27 protein-coding genes are annotated in these 24,316 nt (G+C 53.3%); 10 read left to right on the forward strand and 17 right to left on the reverse strand.

The genetic code is table 11. The features are described 5' to 3' along the window. Positions 1-222: 222 nt before the first annotated feature. Positions 223-855, reverse strand: a complete 633-nt coding sequence (locus tag QWV57_RS12445; RefSeq protein WP_012820544.1) for an MBL fold metallo-hydrolase — start codon at positions 853-855, stop codon at positions 223-225. Positions 856-1,023: 168 nt separating this feature from the next. Here QWV57_RS12445 and QWV57_RS12450 point away from each other — a divergent pair, with 168 nt between their 5' ends. Beyond that, the gene (locus tag QWV57_RS12450; protein ID WP_011231921.1) at positions 1,024-1,200 is read left to right on the forward strand and encodes a DUF2759 domain-containing protein; all 177 of its coding nucleotides are present in this window, start codon (positions 1,024-1,026) and stop codon (positions 1,198-1,200) included. 35 nt (positions 1,201-1,235) lie between these two features. On the opposite strand, the gene QWV57_RS12455 is transcribed toward QWV57_RS12450, so the two are convergent. The 4 genes from QWV57_RS12455 to QWV57_RS12470 all read right to left on the reverse strand — a co-directional run bounded on the left by QWV57_RS12455 (position 1,236) and on the right by QWV57_RS12470 (position 5,312). Next, positions 1,236-2,396 carry a M14 family metallopeptidase gene (locus QWV57_RS12455; RefSeq protein WP_020755609.1) on the reverse strand — a complete coding sequence of 387 codons (1,161 nt, stop codon included), beginning with the start codon at positions 2,394-2,396 and terminating at the stop codon, positions 1,236-1,238. A 183-nt stretch (positions 2,397-2,579) separates the two neighbouring features. Then, positions 2,580-3,533 carry an ROK family glucokinase gene (locus QWV57_RS12460; RefSeq protein WP_020755610.1) on the reverse strand — a complete coding sequence of 318 codons (954 nt, stop codon included), beginning with the start codon at positions 3,531-3,533 and terminating at the stop codon, positions 2,580-2,582. Between the two features lie 7 nt (positions 3,534-3,540). Further along, positions 3,541-3,753, reverse strand: coding sequence for a YqgQ family protein (locus QWV57_RS12465; RefSeq protein ID WP_033005972.1), 213 nt, complete (start codon positions 3,751-3,753; stop codon positions 3,541-3,543). 95 nt (positions 3,754-3,848) lie between these two features. Then, positions 3,849-5,312, reverse strand: a complete 1,464-nt coding sequence (locus QWV57_RS12470; protein ID WP_013144737.1) for a spore germination protein — start codon at positions 5,310-5,312, stop codon at positions 3,849-3,851. A gap of 125 nt (positions 5,313-5,437) precedes the next feature. Here QWV57_RS12470 and QWV57_RS12475 point away from each other — a divergent pair, with 125 nt between their 5' ends. Further along, a complete protein-coding gene (locus QWV57_RS12475) occupies positions 5,438-6,301 on the forward strand; it encodes a hypothetical protein (protein ID WP_013144736.1) in 864 nt (287 codons plus the stop codon). A gap of 50 nt (positions 6,302-6,351) precedes the next feature. Here the strand turns inward: QWV57_RS12475 and QWV57_RS12480 are convergent, their stop codons facing one another. The 5 genes from QWV57_RS12480 to rpmG form a co-directional block, all read right to left on the reverse strand. Further along, positions 6,352-7,521, reverse strand: coding sequence for a rhomboid family intramembrane serine protease (locus QWV57_RS12480; protein WP_033005966.1), 1,170 nt, complete (start codon positions 7,519-7,521; stop codon positions 6,352-6,354). A 165-nt stretch (positions 7,522-7,686) separates the two neighbouring features. Further along, positions 7,687-7,866 (reverse strand): protein YqgO, encoded by a 180-nt coding sequence (gene yqgO, locus QWV57_RS12485; protein WP_015375404.1) that lies wholly within the window; start codon positions 7,864-7,866, stop codon positions 7,687-7,689. Positions 7,867-7,942: 76 nt separating this feature from the next. Beyond that, the gene (locus QWV57_RS12490; protein WP_081132455.1) at positions 7,943-8,716 is read right to left on the reverse strand and encodes a DUF92 domain-containing protein; all 774 of its coding nucleotides are present in this window, start codon (positions 8,714-8,716) and stop codon (positions 7,943-7,945) included. Continuing rightward, complete coding sequence (locus QWV57_RS12495; protein ID WP_015375406.1) at positions 8,706-9,278, reverse strand: 5-formyltetrahydrofolate cyclo-ligase; 573 nt, start codon at positions 9,276-9,278, stop codon at positions 8,706-8,708. Before QWV57_RS12495 ends, QWV57_RS12490 begins: the two co-directional genes overlap by 11 nt. Positions 9,279-9,331: 53 nt before the next feature. Further along, a complete protein-coding gene (rpmG, locus tag QWV57_RS12500; protein WP_011231931.1) occupies positions 9,332-9,481 on the reverse strand; it encodes a 50S ribosomal protein L33 in 150 nt (49 codons plus the stop codon). A 293-nt stretch (positions 9,482-9,774) separates the two neighbouring features. On the opposite strand from rpmG, the gene QWV57_RS12505 reads away from it, so the two are divergent. The 3 genes from QWV57_RS12505 to QWV57_RS12515 all read left to right on the forward strand — a co-directional run bounded on the left by QWV57_RS12505 (position 9,775) and on the right by QWV57_RS12515 (position 12,154). Next, positions 9,775-11,142 carry an ISLre2-like element ISGsp3 family transposase gene (locus QWV57_RS12505; protein ID WP_301099943.1) on the forward strand — a complete coding sequence of 456 codons (1,368 nt, stop codon included), beginning with the start codon at positions 9,775-9,777 and terminating at the stop codon, positions 11,140-11,142. Between the two features lie 215 nt (positions 11,143-11,357). Further along, the gene (locus QWV57_RS12510) at positions 11,358-11,708 is read left to right on the forward strand and encodes a hypothetical protein (RefSeq protein ID WP_033005974.1); all 351 of its coding nucleotides are present in this window, start codon (positions 11,358-11,360) and stop codon (positions 11,706-11,708) included. Continuing rightward, positions 11,705-12,154 carry an endolytic transglycosylase MltG gene (locus tag QWV57_RS12515; protein ID WP_015375407.1) on the forward strand — a complete coding sequence of 150 codons (450 nt, stop codon included), beginning with the start codon at positions 11,705-11,707 and terminating at the stop codon, positions 12,152-12,154. The genes QWV57_RS12510 and QWV57_RS12515 overlap by 4 nt, the downstream gene beginning before the upstream one ends. Positions 12,155-12,300: 146 nt before the next feature. On the opposite strand, the gene pstB is transcribed toward QWV57_RS12515, so the two are convergent. The 4 genes from pstB to sodA all read right to left on the reverse strand — a co-directional run bounded on the left by pstB (position 12,301) and on the right by sodA (position 17,677). Further along, positions 12,301-13,110, reverse strand: a complete 810-nt coding sequence (pstB, locus tag QWV57_RS12520) for a phosphate ABC transporter ATP-binding protein PstB (protein ID WP_122983934.1) — start codon at positions 13,108-13,110, stop codon at positions 12,301-12,303. Positions 13,111-13,440: 330 nt separating this feature from the next. Further along, complete coding sequence (locus tag QWV57_RS12525; protein ID WP_020756555.1) at positions 13,441-15,555, reverse strand: peptidoglycan D,D-transpeptidase FtsI family protein; 2,115 nt, start codon at positions 15,553-15,555, stop codon at positions 13,441-13,443. Positions 15,556-15,627: 72 nt separating this feature from the next. Continuing rightward, positions 15,628-16,920, reverse strand: a complete 1,293-nt coding sequence (locus QWV57_RS12530) for an MFS transporter (protein WP_015375410.1) — start codon at positions 16,918-16,920, stop codon at positions 15,628-15,630. A gap of 142 nt (positions 16,921-17,062) precedes the next feature. Next, positions 17,063-17,677 carry a superoxide dismutase SodA gene (sodA, locus tag QWV57_RS12535; protein WP_011231937.1) on the reverse strand — a complete coding sequence of 205 codons (615 nt, stop codon included), beginning with the start codon at positions 17,675-17,677 and terminating at the stop codon, positions 17,063-17,065. 265 nt (positions 17,678-17,942) lie between these two features. On the opposite strand from sodA, the gene QWV57_RS12540 reads away from it, so the two are divergent. The 3 genes from QWV57_RS12540 (at position 17,943) to QWV57_RS12550 (ending at position 19,661) form a co-directional block, all read left to right on the forward strand. Beyond that, a complete protein-coding gene (locus QWV57_RS12540; protein ID WP_223813700.1) occupies positions 17,943-18,452 on the forward strand; it encodes a chemotaxis protein in 510 nt (169 codons plus the stop codon). After that, positions 18,416-18,793: a methyl-accepting chemotaxis protein gene (locus tag QWV57_RS12545; protein ID WP_011231939.1), complete on the forward strand. Its 378-nt coding sequence runs from the start codon at positions 18,416-18,418 to the stop codon at positions 18,791-18,793. Before QWV57_RS12540 ends, QWV57_RS12545 begins: the two co-directional genes overlap by 37 nt. Before the next feature lie 94 nt (positions 18,794-18,887). After that, positions 18,888-19,661, forward strand: coding sequence for a DUF1189 domain-containing protein (locus QWV57_RS12550; RefSeq protein ID WP_062898817.1), 774 nt, complete (start codon positions 18,888-18,890; stop codon positions 19,659-19,661). A 38-nt stretch (positions 19,662-19,699) separates the two neighbouring features. Here QWV57_RS12550 and pstA read toward each other — a convergent pair whose 3' ends face one another. From pstA to QWV57_RS12565, 3 genes are read right to left on the reverse strand one after another with little or no spacing between them, the layout of a single operon-like run. Continuing rightward, positions 19,700-20,623, reverse strand: a complete 924-nt coding sequence (gene pstA, locus QWV57_RS12555) for a phosphate ABC transporter permease PstA (RefSeq protein ID WP_015375412.1) — start codon at positions 20,621-20,623, stop codon at positions 19,700-19,702. A 1-nt stretch (position 20,624) separates the two neighbouring features. Beyond that, on the reverse strand, positions 20,625-21,521 hold the full coding sequence (gene pstC, locus QWV57_RS12560) for a phosphate ABC transporter permease subunit PstC (protein WP_396231426.1): 897 nt from the start codon (positions 21,519-21,521) through the stop codon (positions 20,625-20,627). Between the two features lie 56 nt (positions 21,522-21,577). Then, positions 21,578-22,468, reverse strand: a complete 891-nt coding sequence (locus QWV57_RS12565; protein WP_011231943.1) for a phosphate ABC transporter substrate-binding protein PstS family protein — start codon at positions 22,466-22,468, stop codon at positions 21,578-21,580. A 299-nt stretch (positions 22,469-22,767) separates the two neighbouring features. Between QWV57_RS12565 and QWV57_RS12570 the strand changes: the two genes are divergently transcribed. Then, positions 22,768-23,082, forward strand: a complete 315-nt coding sequence (locus QWV57_RS12570; RefSeq protein WP_060787700.1) for a protein YqfZ — start codon at positions 22,768-22,770, stop codon at positions 23,080-23,082. Positions 23,083-23,164: 82 nt separating this feature from the next. Then, on the forward strand, positions 23,165-24,289 hold the full coding sequence (ispG, locus tag QWV57_RS12575) for a flavodoxin-dependent (E)-4-hydroxy-3-methylbut-2-enyl-diphosphate synthase (RefSeq protein WP_021322333.1): 1,125 nt from the start codon (positions 23,165-23,167) through the stop codon (positions 24,287-24,289). The last annotated feature ends 27 nt before the right edge of the window (positions 24,290-24,316 follow it).

A 24,316-nucleotide genomic window follows, 5' to 3' on the forward strand; every position in this document is an offset into this window, starting at 1 on the left:
CTCTATTTACGCTTGTGAGGGAAAATCAACAAATCAGTGATTTTTGCACATCTTTGGGCAGGAAACCGTATTGCTTGTCAAGTACATGTTGTGGTGAAGAGCCGGTTTTTTTGTGTTCCGGCGCCAGGAGGCCTTCGGTTGCGCTTTTCCTTGCCCAAAGGAGCCCCCTGCGTTTGCCCGAGGGGATTGCTTGTGTGAAGCCGGCGTAGACGGCTTTTTTTCTTACGAAAACCCATGCAAAAACGGATTTGCATCCATCTCTGCGGCGATCGTCGTCTCTGGCCCATGGCCTGAAAGAACGATCGTTTCCTCCGGCAGCGTAAGCAGTTCGTCATGAATGCTTTTCAACAGCTGCTGATGGTTGCCGCCTGGCAAATCCGTGCGTCCGATGCTGCCGGCAAACAGCGCATCGCCGGAAAACACAATATTGGCTTGTTTGCAATAATACGAGACGCTGCCCGGGGAATGACCCGGCGTTTCGCGGACATCCAACGCAAACGGACCAATGTTCAGCGCCGTCGGTCCTTTCAGGCATGTCGGTTCGCAGCGGACAGCGACCGGACCGCCGAAATAAAGCGAGCCATTCAATGCCGGATCTTGCAGCCATTGTTTTTCCTTTTCGTGCACATACACTGGAATGTCCCAGCGGGCAAGCACGTCCGGGATGCCGCCAATATGGTCAAAATGCGCATGCGTCAGCAAAATCGCCAACGGGGTCAGCCCTTTTTCCTCGATCCGTCGGACAAGCGCCGCGCCTTCCGCGCCGGGGTCAACGATCAGGCATTGTCGGTCTGCAGACGACAACAAGTAAGCGTTGGCCTGAATCGGACCGACAGGGATGCGCGTCCATTCCATACGATCTCCTCCTTTTCTTGGCATGTCCAATATTTAACTTTATTTTACTGTTTTTTTTCAAGCGATGGAAGAGAAAAGAGAAAGGGACCTCGACAAATGGGGGAAAAAAGATTACAATGAAAAAGAATGGACACGTTTGTACATACTGTTTCATGAGGGGGTAAAACGATGGGTACGGTCATTATTTTTGCACTTGTAACGCTGCTTGCCCTTTATGGAATGCTCCGTACATTGCGCGAGAAAAACGTGCTCGGATTTTTGTTTGGACTTGCCACTACCGCCGTATTCGGCTGGTTTACCATTATGACCATTTTACATCACGGCATTCCAACCGGCACGCACTGAAAACGCAAGAGGCCAATCATGCCTCTTGCGTTTTTTTATGCCATTTTGAGCGCTGCTAAAAACAGGCCGAGGCTGTCGCGGTATATTCGTGCAAACTGCGAGAGCGGCAACGGATTGACACCCTCGCCGAGCTCTACGGTGTAACCGCGCCGCTTCCACGTTTGAATGAACCAATCGCGGTAGCCGGCATGGCTGTCAATGTAGCGAACAGCCTGGTAGCCGCTTGCTTCGGCCATCGCCTGAACCGTTGCCTTCGCCTCCGGCGGCTCGAACCCTTCATATCCCCAATAAATTTCCTTGCCTTGTGTATGAAACGCGACGACCATCGCAAAATCGCCTGACTCGGCGAGCGCCGCCATCGCTTTCGCCTCCGGCTCCGTAAGCGGGGCGAATCCTGGAAAATCACGCGGTGCCGGCGCTTTCGGCGGTTTGCGGGCCTGTTCTATTTCCCAGTTAGCTGGGAATTGATTGTTTAAATCAACGCCGCGGATGTTCGCTTTCCATTGCGAAAAGTCGAGCGATCCACCGTTGATGCAGACGACTTCACTCCGATGCGGCTCTTCTTCCGGCGGGCCGTTCAGCACAAGATTGACGCCGTCGGGATTGACCATCGGCACAACGGAAAGAGTCACTTTACGGTAATAATCAAGCACCCGATGGCCATTAAGCTCGTCATCGTTAACCAACGCCCTCGCGTACTCGTCGATGAGCGCCATGATCACGGCCGTCGTGATCCACTCATTCGCGTGGAACGATCCGTTCATATGCACGCGCACCGGTCCTCGGCCGATTTGCAGTTCAACGAGCGGCAAGCCGAGAACGCTATGACCGATCGTCCGCTGGCGCACAAACGGATAGCGACAGACGAGGGCGGTGATATCCTCCATCAAAGCGGCAAAATCATACGGACGGACGCTGCGGATGACCGGGGACGAAATCCGCTTCGGCAGCGGCGCTGTTCCGTTGATGACCGCCATCGCCCCCGGCAGCCGCCGCAGCACCTCCGTCGGCAGCGATAGGCGGTCAGCGAGCGCTTCCCACGTATCGATCGGCGCGTATCCCGGGATGGCAACGGTCTGCCCAGGGCGCAATCCCTCTTTGACATGCGGATTCGAATCGATGATCAGTTCAGTCGGCACCGAAAACCATCGTCCATATGTTTCAAACGTATCGCCGGGCCATGCTTGAAGGTGCATGCGCCGTCTCCCCTTCCCATTTCTTTACCTTAACATATGTCGGCAGACGGCAAAAAATGAGCGCCTGGCAGGCGGCAGTGCACGAATGTTCGCAAACATCTCCTTCTTTAAAGTTCGTTCCAATCTCATATCATCCAACAATAAGAAAAGGCGCCCCAACCTTTTTGGGACACCTTCCGTTGTTTACGCGCCGACAAGCTCTTTCGCCAGCCAGGCGGCGCCGATGACGCCGGCATCGTTGCCAAGCGTCGCTAAAACAAGCTTCGCCCCAGCGGCGACGCGCGGGAACGCGAAGCGGCGGAAATGGGCGGCCACGCGCTCGACAAGCATGTCACCCGCCTTGGACACGCCGCCGCCGATCACGATTTTCTCCGGGTTTGTCACATTGGCGGCATTCGCCAACGCCCAACCAAGATAGTACGTTGCTTCATCGACCACTTCCAATGCCAGCGCATCGCCCGCTTTGGCGGCGTCAAACACCGCTTTGGCCGTCACATCCCCGTTGCGAAGCTCACTCGGACGCTCATCTGCGGTCAATTTCTCCTTGGCGATCCGCACGATGCCGGTGGCGGACGCAATCGTTTCCAAACATCCGGTTTTGCCGCAGTTGCAACGGGCGCCGCCATCAGGGATCATCGTCATATGTCCGATCTCTCCGCCGGCGCCGTTTATGCCGCGCACAATGGCTCCGTTGGCAATCACACCGCCGCCAACGCCGGTGCCAAGCGTCACAAACAACAAATGGCGCGCTCCTCCCCCTGCTCCTTTCCACATTTCGCCAAGCGCGGCGAGATTGGCGTCATTATCGACCGAAACGGGCAGCCCCGTCGCCTCTTCCAGCCGTTGCTTCAATGGATAATTCGTCCACCCTATATTGACCGTCTCATACAACATGCCGGTTTCCTCTTCGACCGATCCGGGGGCGCCGATGCCGGCGGCAAGCAGCCTCTCTTTCGCTCCGCCGAGCTGGGCGAGCGTCTTTTCAAGCGATCGGGCAATGTCAGCGACGATATGCTCACCGCGATTGGCGGTGTTCGTCGGAATTTCCCATTTGTGCACGATGTCACCCTCGGTGGTGACAAACGCCATTTTGATTGTCGTGCCCCCGAGGTCAATGCCTACCAACCATGGTTCCATTGCATCCTCATCCTTTTTTCATCCGTTTTTCCCGCTCCATTTGCGCTTCCTGCCGCAAAATAAACAAAGCGGCTTGCAGCTGTCTCGCATCGATCAGCTGGGACTGGTACAGCTCTTTCACTTCCTCTTCCATCAGCTCCAGATCAGCGAGCCGGTCGCCCACGTAAATGATCGTGCCAAACCGTTTCAACAGCTGCTGAACATCGTATACCGTCTTCATCATCATTCATTCTCCTTTTTTCCTCTTTTAATGTAGCGGCAAACGGCCGCGGCCGTCAAGACAAAAAACGCAGGCGCTAAAAATCAGCACCTGCGTCAGCGGTCAGGGTCGCGCGGGTGAAGAATCGCCGGTCGCCGGTTTTTGAGCGGCATCGGCGACCGGATGAGCACGTCGCGCATCGCTCGGTAGGAGAACGGGATGAACGGCCATAAGTACGGAACGCCAAATGACGTCATCCGCGCCAAGGCAAGAATCCAAACGGTGATGCCGATGACATAACCGTACAGGCCGAACAGGCCCGACAAAATGAGCAAGGCAATGCGGACGAGCCGGTTTGCCAAGCTCATTTCATAGCTGGGCGTCGCAAACGTACCGATGGCCGTAACAGAAAAATACAAAATCACTTCATTGGAAAAGAGTCCAACTTCCACTGCGATGCCGCCGATCATAAGCGCGGCGACGAGGCCGAGCGCGGTCGCCAGCGAAGACGGTGTATGAATGGCGGCCATTCGCAGCATATCCATCCCGATTTCAATCATCAAAATTTGTGCAAACAGCGGAATGTCTCCCAATTTGGCCTTTCCCAAAAACTGGAGTGGATCCGGCAGCAGTTCCGGCTCGATCATGAGCAAATACCAAAGCGGCAGCAAAAACACCGACGCCCAAACGGCCAGAAAGCGGACGAGCCGCAAATACGCCCCGACGATCGGCTTATTCCGGTACTCTTCAGCGTGCTGCAAATGATGCCAAAACGTTGCCGGGGTAATAATGACACTTGGCGATCCATCGACGATCACAAGCACATGGCCTTCATACAAATGGGCCGCTGCCGTATCGGGGCGTTCCGTATAGCGGACAACCGGGTACGGATTCCAATGCCGGCCGGAAATAAACTCTTCCACCGTTTTCTCAGCCATAACCAGCCCGTCTGTGTCAATAGCGGTAATCGATTCCCGAACGCGGCGAACGAGTTCTGGGTCGGCTATTTCCTCGATATAGCAAATGCAAATATCGGTCTTCGAGCGCCGCGCCACCTGCACGTACTCCATGCGCAAGGAAGGGTCGCGGACGCGGCGGCGGATGAGCGCGGTGTTAAAGACGATCGTCTCGACAAAACCGTCGCGCGCCCCGCGTACGACCCGTTCCGTATCCGGCTCTTGCGGCCCGCGCACCGGATACGTGCGAGCGTCAATCAAAATGATCCGCCTAACGCCGTCAACGACTAATGCCGTCGGCCCAGCAAGCACCATCGCGACCGCTTCTTCCAAGTCGTCTGTCTGTCCGATCTCGACGTACGGAAGATATTTTTTCAGGAGCTTCTCAAGCGGGTGAACGTCCAGTTCGTGTTCCTCAAGCCGGGACAAATATCTCATCAAATAATGCAAAATATCGTCTTTGACAAATCCGTCAATCATAAACAACGCCATTGCCCGGCCGCCATATTCGACGTCAAGGCGAATGACATCGAAGCTCTTGCCGACTCCAAGCCGTTCGGCTAAATAGGATGCATTGTCATGAAGGCGACGGGACGCCGGGCGTTTGGGCATCTGTTTCTCCATCGTCATCCCCCTGCATCGTTTGCACTGTATACTTCTCATCATAGACAAGCATGAGGAAATTCATACATAAATGTTCCTTGCAATGCATATATTGGTGAAAACCTTGTCCAATCCGGGAGGATGTCATGAAACGATGGATGATCCCCTTCATGGCGCTTGCTTTTTTCCTTGCCGCCGCGCTCGCCTCGCTGTGGGAGCACGATCAGACCGCTGAAACGATCAAGTTTTTCCCGCTTGATCGCGAAGCGGCGTTCATCGAAGCGAAAACATCGCTTGCGCTTGAGGGCGACAATGAACCCGGACGCTACGCGCTCCGCTGGTCAGCCGCTTCCATTTTAAACCGCCGCGCCTATTTGCGTCAGGACATCTCGCTGTTGTTTGCCGATGGCCGCTTGGCCGATGTGCTGTCGAAATGGAAAACGAACACGGACGCGATCGACATGGAAAAGACGGTCCGGATGCGGGACAGCCGCTTTTTTCAAGCTGTCTCGTTCCATCACGGCGAGCTGCATACAAGAGAGAACATCACAAGCAGCCAAACGATGTCAAGCAGCTATTTGTACGTCATTGACTCACCGTACCATCCGCGCGCATCGTTCCGGCGGCCAAGAACAGATGACGAGCGCGAATGGCAGCGCGTCTTGAACAAAGCCACGAATGAATTTCTTCGTCATAAAGCGGACGAGCTGATCACCCACTTTTCTTTGTCAAAGAAAGATTATTACGCCCTTTATTTGCCGGAGCTCGTCGCCTACACGGAACAACCGTTGCCGGGGTTGTCAACGGCAAAAACGCAAACCGTCATCGGCCGTCTTTGGGAAGGATTGTACAAGTCGTACATCCTTGGCATAAAAAAAGAGGATGGATCCATCCTCTCGCCAATCGGCAGCACGATGCCGCTCATTCTCATTCGCAAAGATTACAGCAGGCTCTTCGTTCTCATTGAAGCGAAAAACGGGGAAAAAGTGATGCTCGTGCAACTTCTTTAACACATTTCGAAAAGAGGCCTCCCACTTCAAACAAAGCGAAGTGGGGGCGTTTACCGAAATCCGATCCATAAGCCAGCGGCGACAAGCAGCGCCGACACCGCCAACGCTCCCGCCTGCCGCCCTAAAGCGGTGTGTTTTGGCAAATGAACGACGCCAGCCGCCAAAAAACCGCCAACCAGTCCGCCGATATGGCCGGCGTTGTCGATGCCGGGAACAAGCAGGCCAAACAACAGGTTGACGATGATTAAACTGATGACGTTCATTCCCATCGTTCGAAAAAATAAATGCCGGTAGACAGTGCCGAAGTAAAGAAGAGCCCCGAACAGCCCGAAAATGGCTCCCGACGCCCCGGCCGATAATGATGGTGTAAACAAAAAACTCGCCAGCGCTCCGAAAAATCCAGCCGTTACGTAAATGAACAAAAAGCGAAGCGAGCCGTACAGCCGCTCAACCGTGATCCCTAAATAATACAAGGCAAGCGTGTTGGTCAGCAGATGCAAAAAACCAATATGCAAAAACATCGGCGTCAACAGCCGCCACCATTCTCCCGCCTCAATGAGCGGATTGAATTTGGCGCCGTAGTGGATCAACACATCCGGATTCGTGCTCCCGCCGCTCCATTCGAGAACCAAAAACATCGCAACCTGCACGACGATGAACAGCCGGGTGAACATCGGCTTGCCATACTCAAAAATGCGCCGTTCCTCCTCACGGCGGCGCCGCCATTCGCGGACCACCTCGCGCTTTAAGCGCTCGGCGGCAGCAAACGGATCGGACGTTTCCACAGGCGGCTCAAAACGGAGCGCAACACCCGTCATCTCCGCAAGCCGCGGCAGCACGTCCCCCATATTGCCGCTGTGAAGGAGGAGCGTATGAAGCACGCCATCGGACGCTCCAGAGAGCGGCAACGGCTCGGCGACAAGAAATTCCCAATCGTCAACCGGCGGATACGCCATCACATAAACATTGATGACCCGGCCCGCTTTGCTGAAATTCCATCCCCTCATTTGCTGAACGAATTGCCATGTATATTCCATATCAAGGCGCAACGATCGGCTCCAATCAAAATCAGCGCGCACGAGGCGGATGAGTGTTGGGCGACGCCAATGGTTTGATTCCAGCCATACTTCATCGGCCTGCTCAGACATCCGTACGATGCGGTAGCCGCCGCGAGACAAACGCTGAACAAGCTGCCAAAACAGTACATCCATCGTTCCCATCACGTTCTCCTCTCCCTTTCCCTGGCGAGGCCAAGTCCGACAAACAGCAACAAAGCCAACTCATCGACCGTCCGGCAAACCGGAGCGAATGGGCCGGCGGGCGCCGGCCGCCGCGGCCGGTTTTTTCATAACCGACTTCTTCAAAAATGATTCACCGCTATTGCATCATGGACGCAACATTTGCGAAACAAGGGCGTTGCGCACAGGAGGAATGTGGAGCGCAAATCGGACAAGTTGCTTTCGCAACGGCGGAACGCGCAATGCGAAGGCGGCCATTCGGTAGCGATAGCGGTAAGCAAGACATAAAGCGGCAACGACAAGCAGCGAGTACGACCATTTATTCATCGTTGTTCCTCCTATCATATGACATGCTCGTTATTCTTTTTCCCTTTTTTCTCTCCAAATATGAAGCGGGGCGCGCCTAACGCGCCAGCACGAAGGCGGCCAGCACCGCAAAGATGACGGAAAGAACGTTCACCGCATCATTGTCAAGCCACCGCCAGCCTTTCATATGAATGGTCGCCTGCCCGCAATGCCGTTTCCGCTCAGTCGTCGCCCCGCATGCCGGACAGCGGTAAGCCGCTTGCCAAGCCGCGCCAAGCCACGTATCAAACCAGCTGCCGAGCCAACCGAAAAAGGCAAGAGTAAAAACGGGTCGGACGTCGAGAAAAAACACGCCAACAGCCGCAATAAACAGTGCGCCGGCAAACGAAGCAGCCGTGCCAAGGAGCGTCACAGCCCCTGAGGTGCCGGCTTCCACCGGCCGAAAACTCGGCCAAACCCGAGGCGGCCACGGGCTTAAAGAACCGATTTCAGACGCCCACGTATCAGCGTTCGCTGCAGCGACGGCGACAACAAACAGATCATCCCAAATCAGGTCGGGACGGACAGCGGCCAATAGCGCCAACACGGCCGGCACCCCGCCATTGGCCAGCACTTGGATGGCATCGCGCCGCCCGCCTTTCGCCAATTTTTCAGACAGTTTTGCCTTGCGTTGCTTTCCGATGTGGCTAAAGAAGCTGGAGCTGACAAAAAAGCAGCCTAACACCCATATTCCGCCCCATGAAAAGCCGCATCCAACCGCTGCGCCGATGACAACGGCTGCCGCCGCTCCTGATATGGACAACGAGCGCAACAGCCATCCTCCGCCGGCGGCGAGGGCAGAGACCGCGATATACCACCATTCATCGCTCACAGTGAAGAACTCCTTGATCCGTAATAATGAATTTCACCGGCACATCATGCTCCTCGGCCGGAATGTCGTCCATCACTTGAAAGGAGTAAGCCAGCGCTGCCGTCACCGCCGAAGCTCCCCGCAAATATCGGTCGTAATACCCGCCGCCATAGCCGATCCGGTAGCCGGTTTTGGCAAAACAGACCCCCGGGACAATGATGAGATCAAACTCATCGCGGTCGATCGGCGTTGTTTGTTTTTCAATCGGCTCAAACAATCCGGCGTACGCTTTTTCGAGCTGGGAAAACGACTCAAGCCGCCGAAAGGACATCGTTTTTGCCCTTGGATCGCATTTCGGGACGCCGATCGTTTTTCCTTCCCGCCACGCCTGTTCCATGATCGGCAAGGTGTTGACTTCCGTCTCTCTCGACACCGTCATGGCGATCGTCCGCGCCGTTTGCCATAATGGCCACCGGTATAAATGAGCGGCGATTTGCCGATCGTACATCTCTTTTTCTGCCGCTTTAAGCTGCCGAAGCTGATTCAACATGCGCTGGCGCCATTCCTGTTTGCCGTCCATCATCTTCCCCTTCCTCCCATAAAGATAAAAAGCAGCAGGAATCATCTTCCCACTGCTTACTTCGTTTCGCGGTGCAACGTGACTTTGCGATCGCGCGGGCAATATTTTTTCAATTCCAAACGCTCTGGGTTGTTGCGTTTATTTTTCGATGTAATATAGTTGCGTTCGCCGCATTCTGTGCATGCCAATGTAATGTTCACGCGCATCTTTTTTCCCTCCAAACGAGCTTTATACTTTATATAATCAGACCTTTCTATGATACCATTTTTCTTCGGCGATTTCCACCTCTAAATTTCATCTTTGTTCAAGTGTGAGTAAAATATTTGTGGGTGACATTCCGAAATGATCCCCGACGAGGGTTGCGAACTTTTGTTCGCGACGCTCGTCGGGGCCACCAAGCGAAGCGCGGTAGAAAAAAGCAAATGTCATGCAAAAAGGACTCTCTCCCTGCTATGATGGTGATTGTCAACATCAACCGAAAACAGGAGGGAGAGAGTCCATGAAACATCTTACCACAGAATGGCCTTTATTAAAAGAGCTGGAGGAACAATTAGTCAGAACTCTTCAAAAGGTGTTCGCTGTCTTGTTGGCGGCCCTTTTGGAGGAGATTGATCAACAACTGGCGGAAGCGCGGGACAAGCGCCGGTATCAGCTGAAAGACAAACGGCCGACTACGATCCAAACGCTGTTTGGAGAAGTGACGTTTCGACGGAACTACTACTATGACCGGCAAACGGGGAACTATACCTTCTTGCTGGATGCCGAATTAGGCTTTGATGGGGCCCGATCGATCAGTCCTTGCCTCGAGGAAACGGCGGTCGAGTTGGCCGTCGAGTGCTCTTCCTACCGCAAAGCGGTCCGTACGTTGGAGTCGATCGTGGGGTATGCGGTCATGAGCCACGAGGCGATTCGCCAACTGGTGCTGGAGGCCCCTGTCTCGCTGCACCGCCCTGTTTCCCAACGGCACGGCCGGGTGCTGTTTGTGGAGGCGGATGGACTGTTTATTTCCCGCCAGGGGAAAGGGAAACGGGCGAAAGAAGAGAAAATCCTGGCGGTTCACGAGGGATGGAAACGAAACGGTTCGCAGCTCGAGCTCGTGAACCGGCGCCACTACCTCCATGAAGGGGAGGGAGACGTGTGGGAACGGTTCGAAGAGTGGCTGATGAACGAATATGCCTATGATCCGTGCCGGGACCTGTTGATCATCAACGGCGACGCGGCGTCGTGGATCACGGCCTGCCGGGAGTATTTTGGGAAGCGGGCGTGCTTTCAGCTGGATCGATTTCATGTGGCGCGGGAGCTGCGTCAGTGTCTGTCCGGCCATCCGCGTTGGCGGGAGGTGCGGAAGAAGCTGGCGAAACAAGACGAAGAGGGGCTTCTCGTGGAGCTGAACAGCGCGGTCGGCACGTTGGAGGACGAAGCGAAAGAGAAGCAGATGGCTGCCATGATCCGCCGGATCGAGTCGATGCCGGGATGCATCCGGGACTATCGGGAGTGGCTGTCGGAGCAAGGGGTGGAGACGACCGGCATGCGTCCGATGGGCCACGCCGAGAGCGTGATGAGCCGGTTTGCGCATCGGGTGAAATCCCGCCGCAGCTGGAAAGACCAAGGGCTTCGGGCGTTTCTGAGGGCGATGGCGGCCCGAATCGACGGGATTTGGCGGAGAAATGGGCAGTTGGTGGAGGAAGAAGAGACCCGAACGGCGGCCTCGGCCTCAACAAAGTCCAAGCGGATCGAACAGGCCAAACGGAAGGCCGGACGGTTATGGGCAGATGTGGTGCGTCAGAATCTACCGTGTCTGCAGCGGTCATCCGGGACACCGATCCATCAAGCGTTGTCGGCGCTCCGGGATGGTGGTTGGGTGTAAAAAAATGGAATATCGTATCATCGCCTCAAGATGAGGGATGAGAGTCCGAAAGCGCTTACGATATGAATTCCTGAAAATGGTTCGCTAACTAGTGATTGACAACGCCCGTAGTGAACCGAAAAAATGTTCTCCACAAAGTCTTGACTGACTCTTTGTTCAATAAGAGCGCCACAAGCAGAGAATGGTATGGTATAGTGAAAAGGGGAGGGATGCATGTGGTGGAATACGCAATCATCGCTTTGGCAGCTCTAGCCATTATTCTCCTTGTTCTTTCCTTTTTTGCGAAAGATGAACTGAAACCGCTCGAAGAACAAATCGATCATTTGACCGTTTCCCTGGCGCAAGAAACGTACCAGATCAAAAAGCGGCTGCAAGTCATCGAGGAGGAGCTCCTCATTCCGGAGCGGCAACGGTCCGCTTCGCCGCGGCTTGGCGGATCATTGTCGCCGGCCGATCGGCGCATCTTGTTTTTGCATAAACAAGGATTCCCGCTCGAAGACATCGCCCATGAGACGGGGCTGACCGTTGCGGAAGTCGAGCGGGCGGTAAGGAGGTTGCGCCGATGAACAAGCGATCCATGCGTTCGTTTGCCCTCGGGCTGCTTGCATCGACAGCACTGATCGGCGCCTCGTATTACGCTTCACCCCCGGCTGCACCGACGGAAGCGGAAATCAAGACGTTCCTCAAACAGCATGGGCTTGTCGCCGTGGCGAAAGAGGAATACGACAGGCTCCGCAGCGCTCAGCCGAACGCCGCTCCGAAAGCGGCGTCCAAGCAGATGTCCGAACCATCAGGGCAAACCGTTTACGTCTATCGACTCGTTATTCAAAAAGGAGATACGCCAGAGACATTTGCCCGCGAACTTGAAGAGGCTGGCATCGTTCAAAGCGCCCGCGCCTTCAACGACTACTTGGAACAACATGGGCTGACGCGCTCCATCCGCCCCGGCGTCTACAACGTGCGGAGCGATATGGACTACGCAGCCATCGGCCGTTTGATTGCCGAACCATAACGAAAGAAGGTGTCCCTCTCCCAAAGGACCGGGACACCTTTTCTTAAGGCTGTGTCTGCGCATCAAACAGCGTTTTTTGAAAGAAACACATCTTTTTTGAAACGAACTTTTTGTCCGTCATGCCTGACGCCCTCCGGCCGCTTTTATCATCCGAACCGCCCGGCGATATAATCCGCCGTCCGCTGATCAGCTGGACGAGAAAACAACGTTTTTGTCTCGCCGTACTCAATCACTTCTCCGTTTAAGAAAAACGCTGTCCGATCGGAAATGCGAGCCGCCTGCTGCATATTATGCGTGACAATGATGATGCTGTATTTTGTTTTCAGCTCGCCCATCAACTCCTCGACCTTCGCTGTCGAAATCGGATCGAGCGCTGATGTCGGTTCATCCATTAAAATGACATCCGGCTCGACGGCCAAACAGCGGGCGATGCACAGCCGTTGCTGTTGGCCGCCCGATAAACCGAGGGCATTTTCATGAAGCCGATCTTTGACTTCCTCCCAAAGCGCAGCTTGGCGCAAGCTTTTTTCGACGATCTCATCGAGCAGCCGCCGGTCGCGGATCCCGTGAATGCGCGGCCCATAGGCGACGTTGTCATAAATCGACTTTGGAAACGGGTTGGGCTTTTGAAACACCATGCCCACTTGCGTCCGCAGCTGTTCAACAGGGTATGACGTGTCAAAAATGCGGCGGCCGCGATACAAAATCTCCCCTTCGAGCCGGACGTTTGGAATGAGCTCGATCATTCGATTGAGCGTTTTGATATAGGTTGACTTGCCGCATCCTGACGGGCCGATAATCGCTGTAATCTCGCGTTCATAAAAAGACAGGTGAATATGTTTTAACGCATGATGCTCGCCATACCATACGTTCAGTCCATTCGTTTCGTAAACAACCTCTTTTTTCACCAACTGGGCCGAAGGAATGTCCTCTTTTCGGCGCTCCACCACCGCCATCGTACTCATCGGCGTGACTCCTTTCATTTCCTTCCGCCCTCACTGGCAGCGGAAGATCGAGTTTTTCCTATCATGAGCATACAAAACGATCGTTAACGCTGTGTGGACGGTATGTAAAGTTTTTGTAAACGAACATCATTTTTTGGCTCTTCACCACAACATGTACTTGACAAGCAATACGGTTTCCTGCACAAAGATATGCAAAAAGTGCTGATTTTCCCTCACAAGCGTAAATAGGGTATGTTCAGAAAAAATCAAGTACAACTTTTAGTGAAGAGCCATTTTTTTGCAAGCGCAAAAAAAGAGGCGCCTGGCTAGGCGCCTTTCATGTCAGCGCGCATCGGCGGCCTCCGCACCGCCTTGCGCATCGAAGCTGCTCCCGCCTCCGGCCGCCCGCTTCGCTTTCAATTCAAAATAGGCGTCCAAAATGCGGCGGCCGATCCGGTCATTAATCCCGTCGCTCTCCCCTTGCGTCGCCCACGGGACGACAACGGCGAACGACACTTCTGGATCGTTGTACGGCGCATAGCCAACAAGCGTCAAGTTGTACGTTGGATCATTCCGTCGGCTTTGGATCGGTCCATCGTAAAACGCCTCTGCCGTCCCCGTTTTGCCGGCCGGCTTGTACGAAGCACTCGCAAAGTACGAATACGCCGTTCCGCCCGGCTCTTGCATCACACGGCGGAATCCTTCTTGCACCCGCTTGATGTATTCCGTCTTCATATCAATCCGGTTTAGCACAACCGGTTCGAACCGTTTCATGATCCGGCCAAGTTTTTTTCCGTCAGCCGACGGCTCACGAATTTCTTTGACAAGCTGCGGCTTCATCCGATAGCCGCCGTTGGCGATCGTCGAGACGTATTGCGCCAGCTGCATCGGCGTATACATGTCGTACTGGCCGATCGCCAAGTCAAGCAAAAGACCAGGAATTGTACTTTGTCCTTGGAAGCCGCCGAGTTCATTCGGCAAGTCAATGCCTGTTTTGACGCCCAAGCCAAATTGGCTGAAATAGTGGCGAATCGTCGCAAATGCCTCTGGATTGATGCGAAGCGGCGCGTGCGGACGATACACACCGCCCCCGATGGCGATCGCTGTTTTGAACATATAGACGTTCGATGACTGCTTGAGCGCCGTCAGCTCGTTGATCGTCCCCATCGTTTTCCACGATTTTTTCACCGGAGTCTTTTTAATATACAGCGGCTCGTCCTTGATATACGTATTCGGATGGAGCACTCCCGTTTGAAAACCAGTAAGGACAGTCGCCCCTTTCACCGCCGATCCCATCGCATAGGCGGACGTGATGTTGCCGATGGCAAAGTCGACAAATTTGCCGTCTTGAAGAAGCTTGCCGGCCATCGCCAACACTTCGCCCGTCTTCGGGTTCATCATGACGACAAACGCCCGGTCCAAGAGCGGCGATCGGCCTTTGCGCTTCGTCGCCAGAATCTCTTGTTGAATGATTTGCTCAACCTTTTGCTGGAGCTCGGCATCAATGGTTAACACGAGGTCTTTGCCGCGCTCGCCTGGATACACTTGCTCAACCGAGATGACATTGCCCGATTTGTCAACAACGTTTTTCACTTTTGCCTTTTTGCCGTGCAGCACTTCTTCATACTGCATCTCCAAATAGCTTTTGCCGACGCGGTCATTGCGGCTGTAGTCGCGGGCTAAAAAGTAATCGAGCCGTTCGCGCGGGACGCCTTCGTCTTCTTCCGTCACACTGCCGAGCACAGAGCGGAATGTATTGTCATACACGTATTTCCGGTCCCAATCCACCGTCGTATTGACGCCGGGCAGCTCGCTCAAATGCTCGCTGACGACCGCATATTCGCGGTCGGTCACTCCTTTGCTTTTGACCGTCTGTGGCGTCAAGGCGTAGCCGCTCTCCATCTCATGTTTAATGGCGATCACTTCAAGCTCTGCTTTCGAAATTTGCGCCAAATCTTGCTTGGTGATGCGATCGAGCGTCCACTCGTACACTTTTTTGTCGATCTCTTTTTGCGTCAATCCTTGATCAGCGAGCTTTTTCCGTTCTTGTTCGCTCACCTTCCGTTTCGCTTCTTTCGGATGCGTTAAAATCCAATAATCTTTCATATCGCGCTCAGTTACTTTTTTCTCAGCATCGGGAATGTCGATGTATTGGGCAAGTTTCCTTGCTATGTCCAATATTTCTTCCGGCTGTGTCGTTTTGGAGCGCGTGTACGTAATCGCCTTTTGCGGTGTGTTGTCGACGATCACGCGGCCGAATCGATCGTAAATTTTGCCGCGCGGCACCGGCGTGCTGACGATTTCATCCTGCGTTCGCTCCACTTCGCGCCGATAATCTTCACCGTAGACGATTTGTACGACGCCAAGGCGTAAAATCAGTGCTGAAAACAACAAAAAAACAAAGAAAAACAAAATGTTTAACCGAATCGGCACTTGTGCTCGCTTTTTCCGTTTCATCCCCCGATCCTCCTTCTCCTCCCCCTATTGTAAAAGAAAAAGTCGGTCATGGCTAGGGAAAAACTTGGCCCCTCACACCGGCGAACGGCCTCGTTCGCCGGCCAGCTTCGGCCGAAGCAAAAGCCGCTCGCGCCGGCCGTGCTCCGGATGGCCATCGGTGAAACGAATGCGGCGGACAAACCAATAAATCACCAAATGCCCGGCTCCGCACACAAACATCAACACGCGGATGCCAGCTTCTTCGCCAAAGAGCGCCACAGCCGTCAAAAAGGCGAAAATCGACGCCACCCGTCCGGCGTTTAAAAACAATTCGCGGACAACGATGTATTCGACGCGCGCCTCGGCCGATTTCCAGCTCTTTCCGATGACGTCAAACGTCAAGGAGGAATACGGAACAAGCAGCAATGGATACGCAATGGCGATCGTGATGGCATAAAGAATGAGGCGCGGATAGGTCGGATGGAAAACGATCAAAAAAATCGCCCCATATAGCAGCGCTCCTCCCAACAAAATCGCTTTCATCCGATATTCACGCTTGATCAGCCGGGAGACGGCATAATAGGCGACAAACGATGTAAACGAGTTGACAAGCCCGAATTTGCCGAGCGCCCATTCACTTCCAGAAGTGACGTACACAAGCACGGAAATGATAAACACAAACGTGCCTTCGCGCAATCCTTGAAAAAAGTGGGCATTCGTAATGAGCCGCCAGTTCCGGTTTTCATTCCGCTCCTTTAAAATGCGGACGAACAAATAGTTTCCCGCGGCCGCGCGGCGCTTCAAGAAAAAGCTGAGCAGCACAGCGACAAGAAACAAGCCGAGCGACAGCGAGAAAACGAACGTATACCCTTTCGCTCCATGGAGCGATGAGATGATATAACCGGCGACAATCGGCCCGATCATGCCGGCTGATGAGGTCAACACCCCGAAAAAACCGTTAAAAAAGTCGCGCGTCTCCGGTTCGGTAATTTCAAATGTCAACACGTTAAATGCCAGCCAATAAAAACCATAGCCGACGCCGAGCAGCGCACCGAGAAAAAGCAAATATTGATGGGCGCGAGAGCCGACCAGCAAAACCGTGACAAAAAAAACGGCTAAACACGACACGCCAAGCCGCAAAACGAGAATGCGGTCAATTTGTTTTGCCATCCGGCCGGCGAAAATAAACGTCAGCGGCTGCATCGTGACAATCGCCAAATTGTATAGCGCCAAGTCGCGGAAATCGCCGGTCTGTTTCCATAAATAAATGTTGACAAACGTGTTCGACAGGGAAACACCGAGCGCGTAAACCCCACCGATGCAAAGCAAAAGCAACAAATCGCGGTTCACTTGTTCTTGGCCGGTTAGTTTTTGGAAAAATGCCATTGCAAACTCCCCTTTTCATCTATCCGGTAGTGTGGCCGTTTCCGCAGCCTCTATGCACCCGGCGCGAAGAAAACCGCTTCTTTTGCCTGCACCCTCCGTCGCGAAAAAAAGCGGGGCGTTTTGTTTCGCCCCGCTTTGTTGATTACTTCGCTTTCGCTTCGCTGTACCGTTTCGCCACTTCGTCCCAGTTGACAATGTTCCAGAATGCGGCAATGTATTCCGGACGGCGGTTTTGGTATTTCAAGTAGTACGCATGCTCCCAAACGTCCAAGCCGAGAATCGGCGTTTTGCCTTCCATAATCGGCGAATCTTGGTTCGGCGTGCTCGTAATTTCCAGCTCGCCGTTGTTCACGACAAGCCATGCCCAACCAGAACCGAAACGGCCAGCCGCTGCTTTCGAAAACTCGTCTTTAAACGCGGTGAAGCTGCCGAATTTTTTGTTGATCGCCTCAGCCAGCTCACCTGTCGGCTCACCGCCGCCATTTGGCGACAAAATCGTCCAGAAAAGCGAGTGGTTCGCATGGCCGCCGCCGTTGTTGCGCACCGCCGTGCGAATGCTTTCCGGAAGGGCTTCCAAATTGCTGAGCAATTCTTCGAGCGATTTGTTTTGCAAATCCGGATGCCCTTCAAGCGCCGCATTCAAATTTGTCACGTATGTGTTATGGTGCTTCGTGTGGTGAATGTTCATCGTTTCTTTGTCGATGTGCGGCTCCAGGGCATCGTACGGATACGGCAATGCTGGCAATTCAAATGGCATACCGATCTCCTCCTTTTTGGTTTATGTACACGAACGCCAACGCGTTCGCTTGAGATTAGCTTACCAAAGTTGGCACAATGTTTCAATCGATTTGCTTGTCCTCGTTTTTTGTTTCCATATTTTCAACACACATATCGTCGAACCCTGTTGCGGGCGGGGGAAACGAGCTTTTTATTTACATATTTTCAACACAACGTTGACCATTTCTTCATAATGGCAAGTTATAGTATAAAATAGCTTCCAGTTAAGGGGGAACTCAGCGAAAATGGAAACAAAGCGATCACGTTCTTTATGGAACGCCTTTCGACTTGAGACCATTGCCATGATGGCCATGGTGCTTACAACGACGTTGTCGGCCCTTGTCATCACCTCAATCGGCTATATTCAAGGGCGCCATTCAGCGATTCAGTCGATCCAACAACAGTTGCAGCTATCAAGCGAAACGATGGTTGAAAAAATTTCTATTTTAAAAGCGACAACGACCAATGAAGCGTTTTCTCAAAAACTGAATTATTCATTGACGTTAAATGAACGGAAATTCCACGCCTTACACCTTCATCCGGTGCAATTGATTGTAACGAAAACGGGAAGGGCGGTGGCAAAACGGCCATCCTCGCCCAATCAAACGCTGCCCGAACAGGTCGTGCGCGATATATTGAAAAAGAAGCAAGGTGTTTTGCATACAGACCAATGGCTGGCTGCATTTTCTAGTTCAAGTGATTTGCAAGGAGCCAAGATGTGCAAAGCCAAATCGAGGCCGCGGTTCAATCGATGAAAGAAAGCGCAAAACAACTCGATGAAACGAAAAAAACATTCACGGAAAGCCAACAAGCCTTTGAAGAAATCACCACAATGGTGTCGCATTCATCCGCACATACGCTGCAAATTTCAGAACAATTCGCCGCCATCGAGCGGCAAATCAGCGAAATGCGTGAACATATCGCAGAGATTGCCACCGTCGCCCAACAGATTGCTTCGTCGATGGAGCAAATTTCGAGTTTTACCGACGGCCAGCACAATGCCATGGCTGCCATTCGTTCCGAAGCCGATGCACTAAATGAACGGGTGTTGCAATGGCGCGCCTTGCTTGAAACCTTTCATTTGCCTTCTGACTAAAGCGGGAAGATGCCCGCTTTTTCTTTGTCTCAAGTTGAATTCTTCCTCTTTCCCGGCTACAATGGAAAAGGAGATAAAGAAAGGTGTGTCTGCGATGAACGTATTCGTCCAGCTGTGGAAAAGCTTATATTCTCCGAAAGACATCGCCCGCTTTCGATTTCAGGGAATTGGGAAAACGATCGGTTATTTGTTTTTGCTGACTTTGCTGTCCATTCTTCCGACGTTTTACTATGTCTCCTCGTCGCTCACTGAAGGCATCCGCACAACGAGCGCCTTATTGAATAACGAGTTGCCGCCGTTTTCGATTGAAAACGGCGAACTTCACTCGGAGGCGGCCACGCCGATTCATATTGATCAAGGCGGATTTACGATCATTTTTGACAGCACCGGCAAAGTGACGAGTGAGAACGTCGAGCAGTTTCCGAACGCCATCGCGCTCTTGAAGCATGAAGCCGTGCTCGTCGCCGGCCATCAGGCGCAGCATTACAGCTATGCCACGTTTCCGGATGTGACCATTACCGACGAAGACGTTCGCGCGTTCATCGCCGGTCTTCAGTCGCTTCTCCCTGTCCTCATCCCGCTTTTTGGGTTCGTTTTATACGTGCTCGCCTGCGCCGGGAAATTCATCAGCGTGTGCATCTTTGCCTTTTTCGGCCTGATTCTTGCCGGCGTGCTCGACAAAACGCTGCGCTACCGCCATACATGGGTGATGTCGGCTTACGCCATTACGCTGTCGACCGTCTTTTTCACCGTGATGGAAACGGTGCAAGCGGTCGTGCCCTACGGCGCGTTGATCCATTGGTTCGTTTCGCTTGTCGTTCTCTTTTTGGCAGTCAAGGAAGTGCCATCAGCCAAACGGGAAATATAAAAAAGCTGCCTGTCGATGCAGGACAGCTTTTTTTGTGCTTACGCTGCTTTGCTTCTTTCTCCTCGTCCTCGACGCGCGCGCCGCCCCCCGGAGAAATGCCGCGCAAGCAAGGAAGAAGCGAGCCGTGCAGCCAAATTGAATAAAAGAACGGCCACCATCAACACAGCCGCCGATTTGGCCGCGATCAGCTTCGCGTCTGGGACAATGCCTTCCGAATTCAATTTCCAAATATGCACCGTCAGCGTTTCGGCCGGCCGGAACACGTTCAGCGGGTTGGCCTGGCTTGACCAATCCGCATCCCAACGAAGCATCGGAGTCGTCAGCCCAGCGGTATAAATGAAAACAGCCGCTTCGCCGAAAATGCGCCCAGCCGATAAAATGACGCCGGTGACAATTTGCGGGATGGCGGCCGGAAGCACCGCTTTGACCAACGTCTGCCAGCGCGTCGCTCCAAGGGCAAGACTCCCCTCTTTAATGTTGGCTGGAACATCCAAAATCGCCGTTTCGCAAATGCGCGTCAATCCAGGCAAATTGATGATCGTGACGGCTAACGCTCCGCCGAGCAGCGTATAGCCCCAACCCGTCAAGGTGACAAACGCCAACAATCCAAACAACCCGACGACAATCGACGGCAATGATGCCATCGTTTCCAAGCAAAGGCGAATGAACCCGACGATCCGCCCTTGTTTGGCGTATTCGGCCAAATAAATTCCAGCTCCCAACGAAAGCGGAACCGACAAAAGCAATGTCACAACCAACATATAAAATGAATTGATGAGCTGCGGACCAATGCCGCCGCCCGCTTGCGTATTGCTCGGCCGTCCGAACAGAAACTCAGGTTGCCAAAACCCCGCTCCTTTCGACAACACAACGGCAAAAAAGAACATGAGCAACCCGATGACTGCAGCAGCCACCGCATAGAAAATGCCTGTCCAAACTTTATCGATCATTCGCGCTGTCATCTTATCGCTCCTTTCTCGGGCCGACCAAACGGATCACGGCAATGAAGAAAAACGAGATCAAGAGCAAAATGAGCGCCAATGTCCATAACGCGTTGTTCCATGGTGTTCCGTTGATCGTATTTGCCATATCCATCGTCAATACACTTGTTAACGTCGCCGTCGGGCTGTCAAGGCCTGAAGGCAGCTTAATCGTATTGCCGATCACCATCTGCACGGCAAGCGCCTCGCCAAACGCCCGCGCCAAGCCGAGAACGACGCCGGTGGCAATCCCGGCTTTCGCCGCCGGAACGATGACGCGGGAAATCGCCTGCCAACGCGTAGAGCCAAGCCCGTATGATGCTTCCATATACGTCATCGGGACATTGGCCAAGGCGTCGGCCGCAATGCTGGTGATGGTCGGCAAAATCATCATACTAAGGACGATGATCCCCGCCAACAGACTAAAGCCGGAGCCTCCGAACCATTCGCGCAAGAGCGGAACGAGAATCGTCACCCCAAGCCAGCCATACACCACCGACGGAATGCCGACAAGCAGCTCCAGCACCGGCTTCAGCAACGAAACGAACCATTTGGGAGCGATAAAGTTCATGAAAATCGCCAACGCCAACGCGATCGGCGCACTGATCAACAAAGCGCCAAGCGAGACGAGCATCGAGGCAACAATAAAAATGAGCGCCCCATACTTCGGCGGCGTGCCGTTTGGATCCCATTGCATCGAAAGCAACATGTCGGAAAGCGAAAGACCGCTGTCCGTAAAGGACTGAATTCCCTTTACCGCCAAAAAGATGATCATCGTCACCGTAATCAGAACGATCAGCCAGCCGCAGATGACCGCAAACGTGCGGCCGATGTACTCTTCAAGCCAGCGATTCCGCCGTTTCGTATGCATTTGTTGCATGGCTTCATCCCTCCATTGTCAAAGGCCGGCCTAACGAGCCGGCCTTCCGCCCTTCTCTACTCCAATTCCGTCATCGGGATATACCCCATCTTTTTAACGGTCGGCGCAAATTCTTCGCTCTTGACAAAGTCGATAAACGCTCGCACTTCTTCCTTCGCTTCCCCTTTGGTAATCATGTATTCATACGACCAAAACGGGTACTTTTCCGTGCGGATGTTTTCCACCGTCGGTTCCGCGCCGTCAATTTTGACCGTTTTCAAGTTTTTCTTTTCCCCAATTAAATACGACATGGCTACATAGCTGACAGCGCCCGGCGTCGAGCTGATCGCCTGTTCGACCGCTCCGTTCGAATCTTGCACCGTACCGATGGAATCATCGATTTTTACGCCTTTCATGATCGTTTTCTCAAATGTCGCCCGCGTACCCGATGACGCCGGACGGTTGATCACGTGAATGGCTTCATCTGGTCCGCCGACTTCTTTCCAGTTTTTAATCTTTCCGCTGAAAATATCTTGAATTTGCTTCGTCGTTAAATTATCGACCTTCACATCGTCGTTGACCACAATCGCAAAGGCGATGCCGGCCACTTTATGGTCAACAAGCTCTGACGCTTTCGATTTGTCGTCCAGCTTTTCCGCCGCCGGCACATCCGAGTTGCCGATTTGCACGGCGCCGGCTGCCACTTGGTTGACGCCCGTACCGCTGCCGCCGCCTTGAACGGTGATCGATACGTCCGGATACTTTTCCATAAACGCGTTTGCCGCTTCCTCTGCCAGCGGCTGAAGCGCTGTAGATCCCGCTAGTGCAATGGTGCCGGAGTAGGTTTCTTCTTTCTTTGCCGTTCCTTCATTGCCGCCCGCGTTGTTCTTTTCAGTCTGCCCGCAGCCGGCCAAAACGCCGGTCATCAACAAGGCGGCCAATCCCAATTTGACTCGTTTGCTCCACATTCAGAAATCCCCCCGTTTTGTTTTCGTACTTTCAACGTACAAGACCATTGTAGCGAGACATTGTTAGGCCCTTATAAAGCAGTTGTTAAGTTTCTGTAAAGACAAAAAACAGGAATATTTTCAAAAAGCCGTCAAGCGAGCCTTGAAGGCAAAGAAGAACGGTGATGCCGTTTTTCAAATTGGAGACATTCTTTTGTTGAAGTGTTTTCCTCATGAACTCAACGACCTTGCTAAGGAAGACATATTTTCGCTGGACAAGCATACATATGAAATAGATATACGCATGCGGAGGAAGCGTCATGAAAAAATTCATGTTTCTCCTGCTTCTCTTTCTTTCCAGTTATATCGTTTACCGCGACCTTGTCATCGGAACGCTTCACCCTTCATCTGAAACAGCGGCAGCCGTTGTCCAGTCGAAACAGGCGGCCATCCCGTACCGGACGGTGACCATTCGCCCTGGCGATACGTTGTTGTCCATCATCGAGAAAGAACTCAACGGCCCATTGCCCGTTCCGCTCGAGCAGCTGATCCGTGATTTTGAACGGTTAAATCCAGGCGAACATGCGCAAACATTAAAAATCGGGAAAACTTATAAAGTGCCGATCTATCGCTAACCGGCGAATCGCTTGTCAAACGGCGGATGGCACTGTTACAATAATGCAGAAAGCGACTTGAATGCAAAAGGAGCGAATTCCCGTGGGTGAAATCATCCATCGTTCAAAGACTCGGCCGGTCCGCGTCGGTCCGCTGACAATCGGCGGCAACAACGAAGTCATCATTCAAAGCATGACGACGACAAAAACGCACGATGTCGAAGCGACGGTGGCGCAAATCCACCGTCTCGAGGAAGCGGGGTGCCAAATCGTCCGCGTCGCCTGCCCGGACGAGCGGGCGGCTGAGGCCATACCGGAAATCAAAAAGCGAATCAACATCCCGCTTGTCGCCGACATCCACTTTGACTATAAATTGGCGCTGAAAGCGATCGAAGGCGGCGTCGATAAAATCCGCATCAATCCAGGCAACATCGGGCGCCGCGAAAAAGTCGAAGCGGTCGTGAAAGCAGCGAAAGAGCGCGGCGTACCGATTCGCATCGGCGTCAACGCTGGATCGCTGGAAAAACGCATTTTAGAAAAATATGGATATCCAACAGCCGACGGCATGGTTGAGAGCGCCTTATATCATATCCGCATTTTAGAAGAACTTGATTTTCACGATATTATCGTTTCGTTAAAGGCGTCCGACGTACGCCTCGCCATTGAAGCGTACGAAAAAGCGGCGCGCACGTTCGACTACCCGCTCCATGTCGGCATCACCGAAGCGGGCACGCTTTTCTCCGGCACGATCAAAAGCGCGGTTGGACTCGGCGCCATTTTAAGCAAAGGCATCGGCAATACGATCCGCGTTTCGTTAAGCGCCGACCCGGTTGAAGAGGTAAAAGTGGCGCGCGAAATTTTAAAAACGTTCGGACTCGCTTCCAATGCGGCGACGCTCATTTCCTGCCCGACGTGCGGGCGGATTGAGATCGATTTGATCAGCATCGCCAATGAAATCGAAGACTATATCGCCAAAATTAAGGCGCCAATCAAAGTCGCCGTGCTCGGTTGCGCCGTCAACGGACCAGGGGAAGCACGGGAAGCCGACATCGGCATTGCCGGCGCCCGTGGCGAAGGCTTGTTGTTCCGCCACGGCAAAATCGTCCGAAAAGTACCGGAAGAGCAAATGGTGGAAGAACTGAAAAAAGAAATCGACAAGCTGGCGGAAGAATACTTTGCAAAGCAAAAGGAAAACAAAGCCGCTCTGAAAGGCAGCGCCGCCCAATGAGCGGAAGGTTCCTGCACAACGAGAAAG

This window comes from Geobacillus zalihae, from assembly GCF_030414215.1.
Lineage (GTDB): Bacteria > Bacillota > Bacilli > Bacillales > Anoxybacillaceae > Geobacillus > Geobacillus zalihae.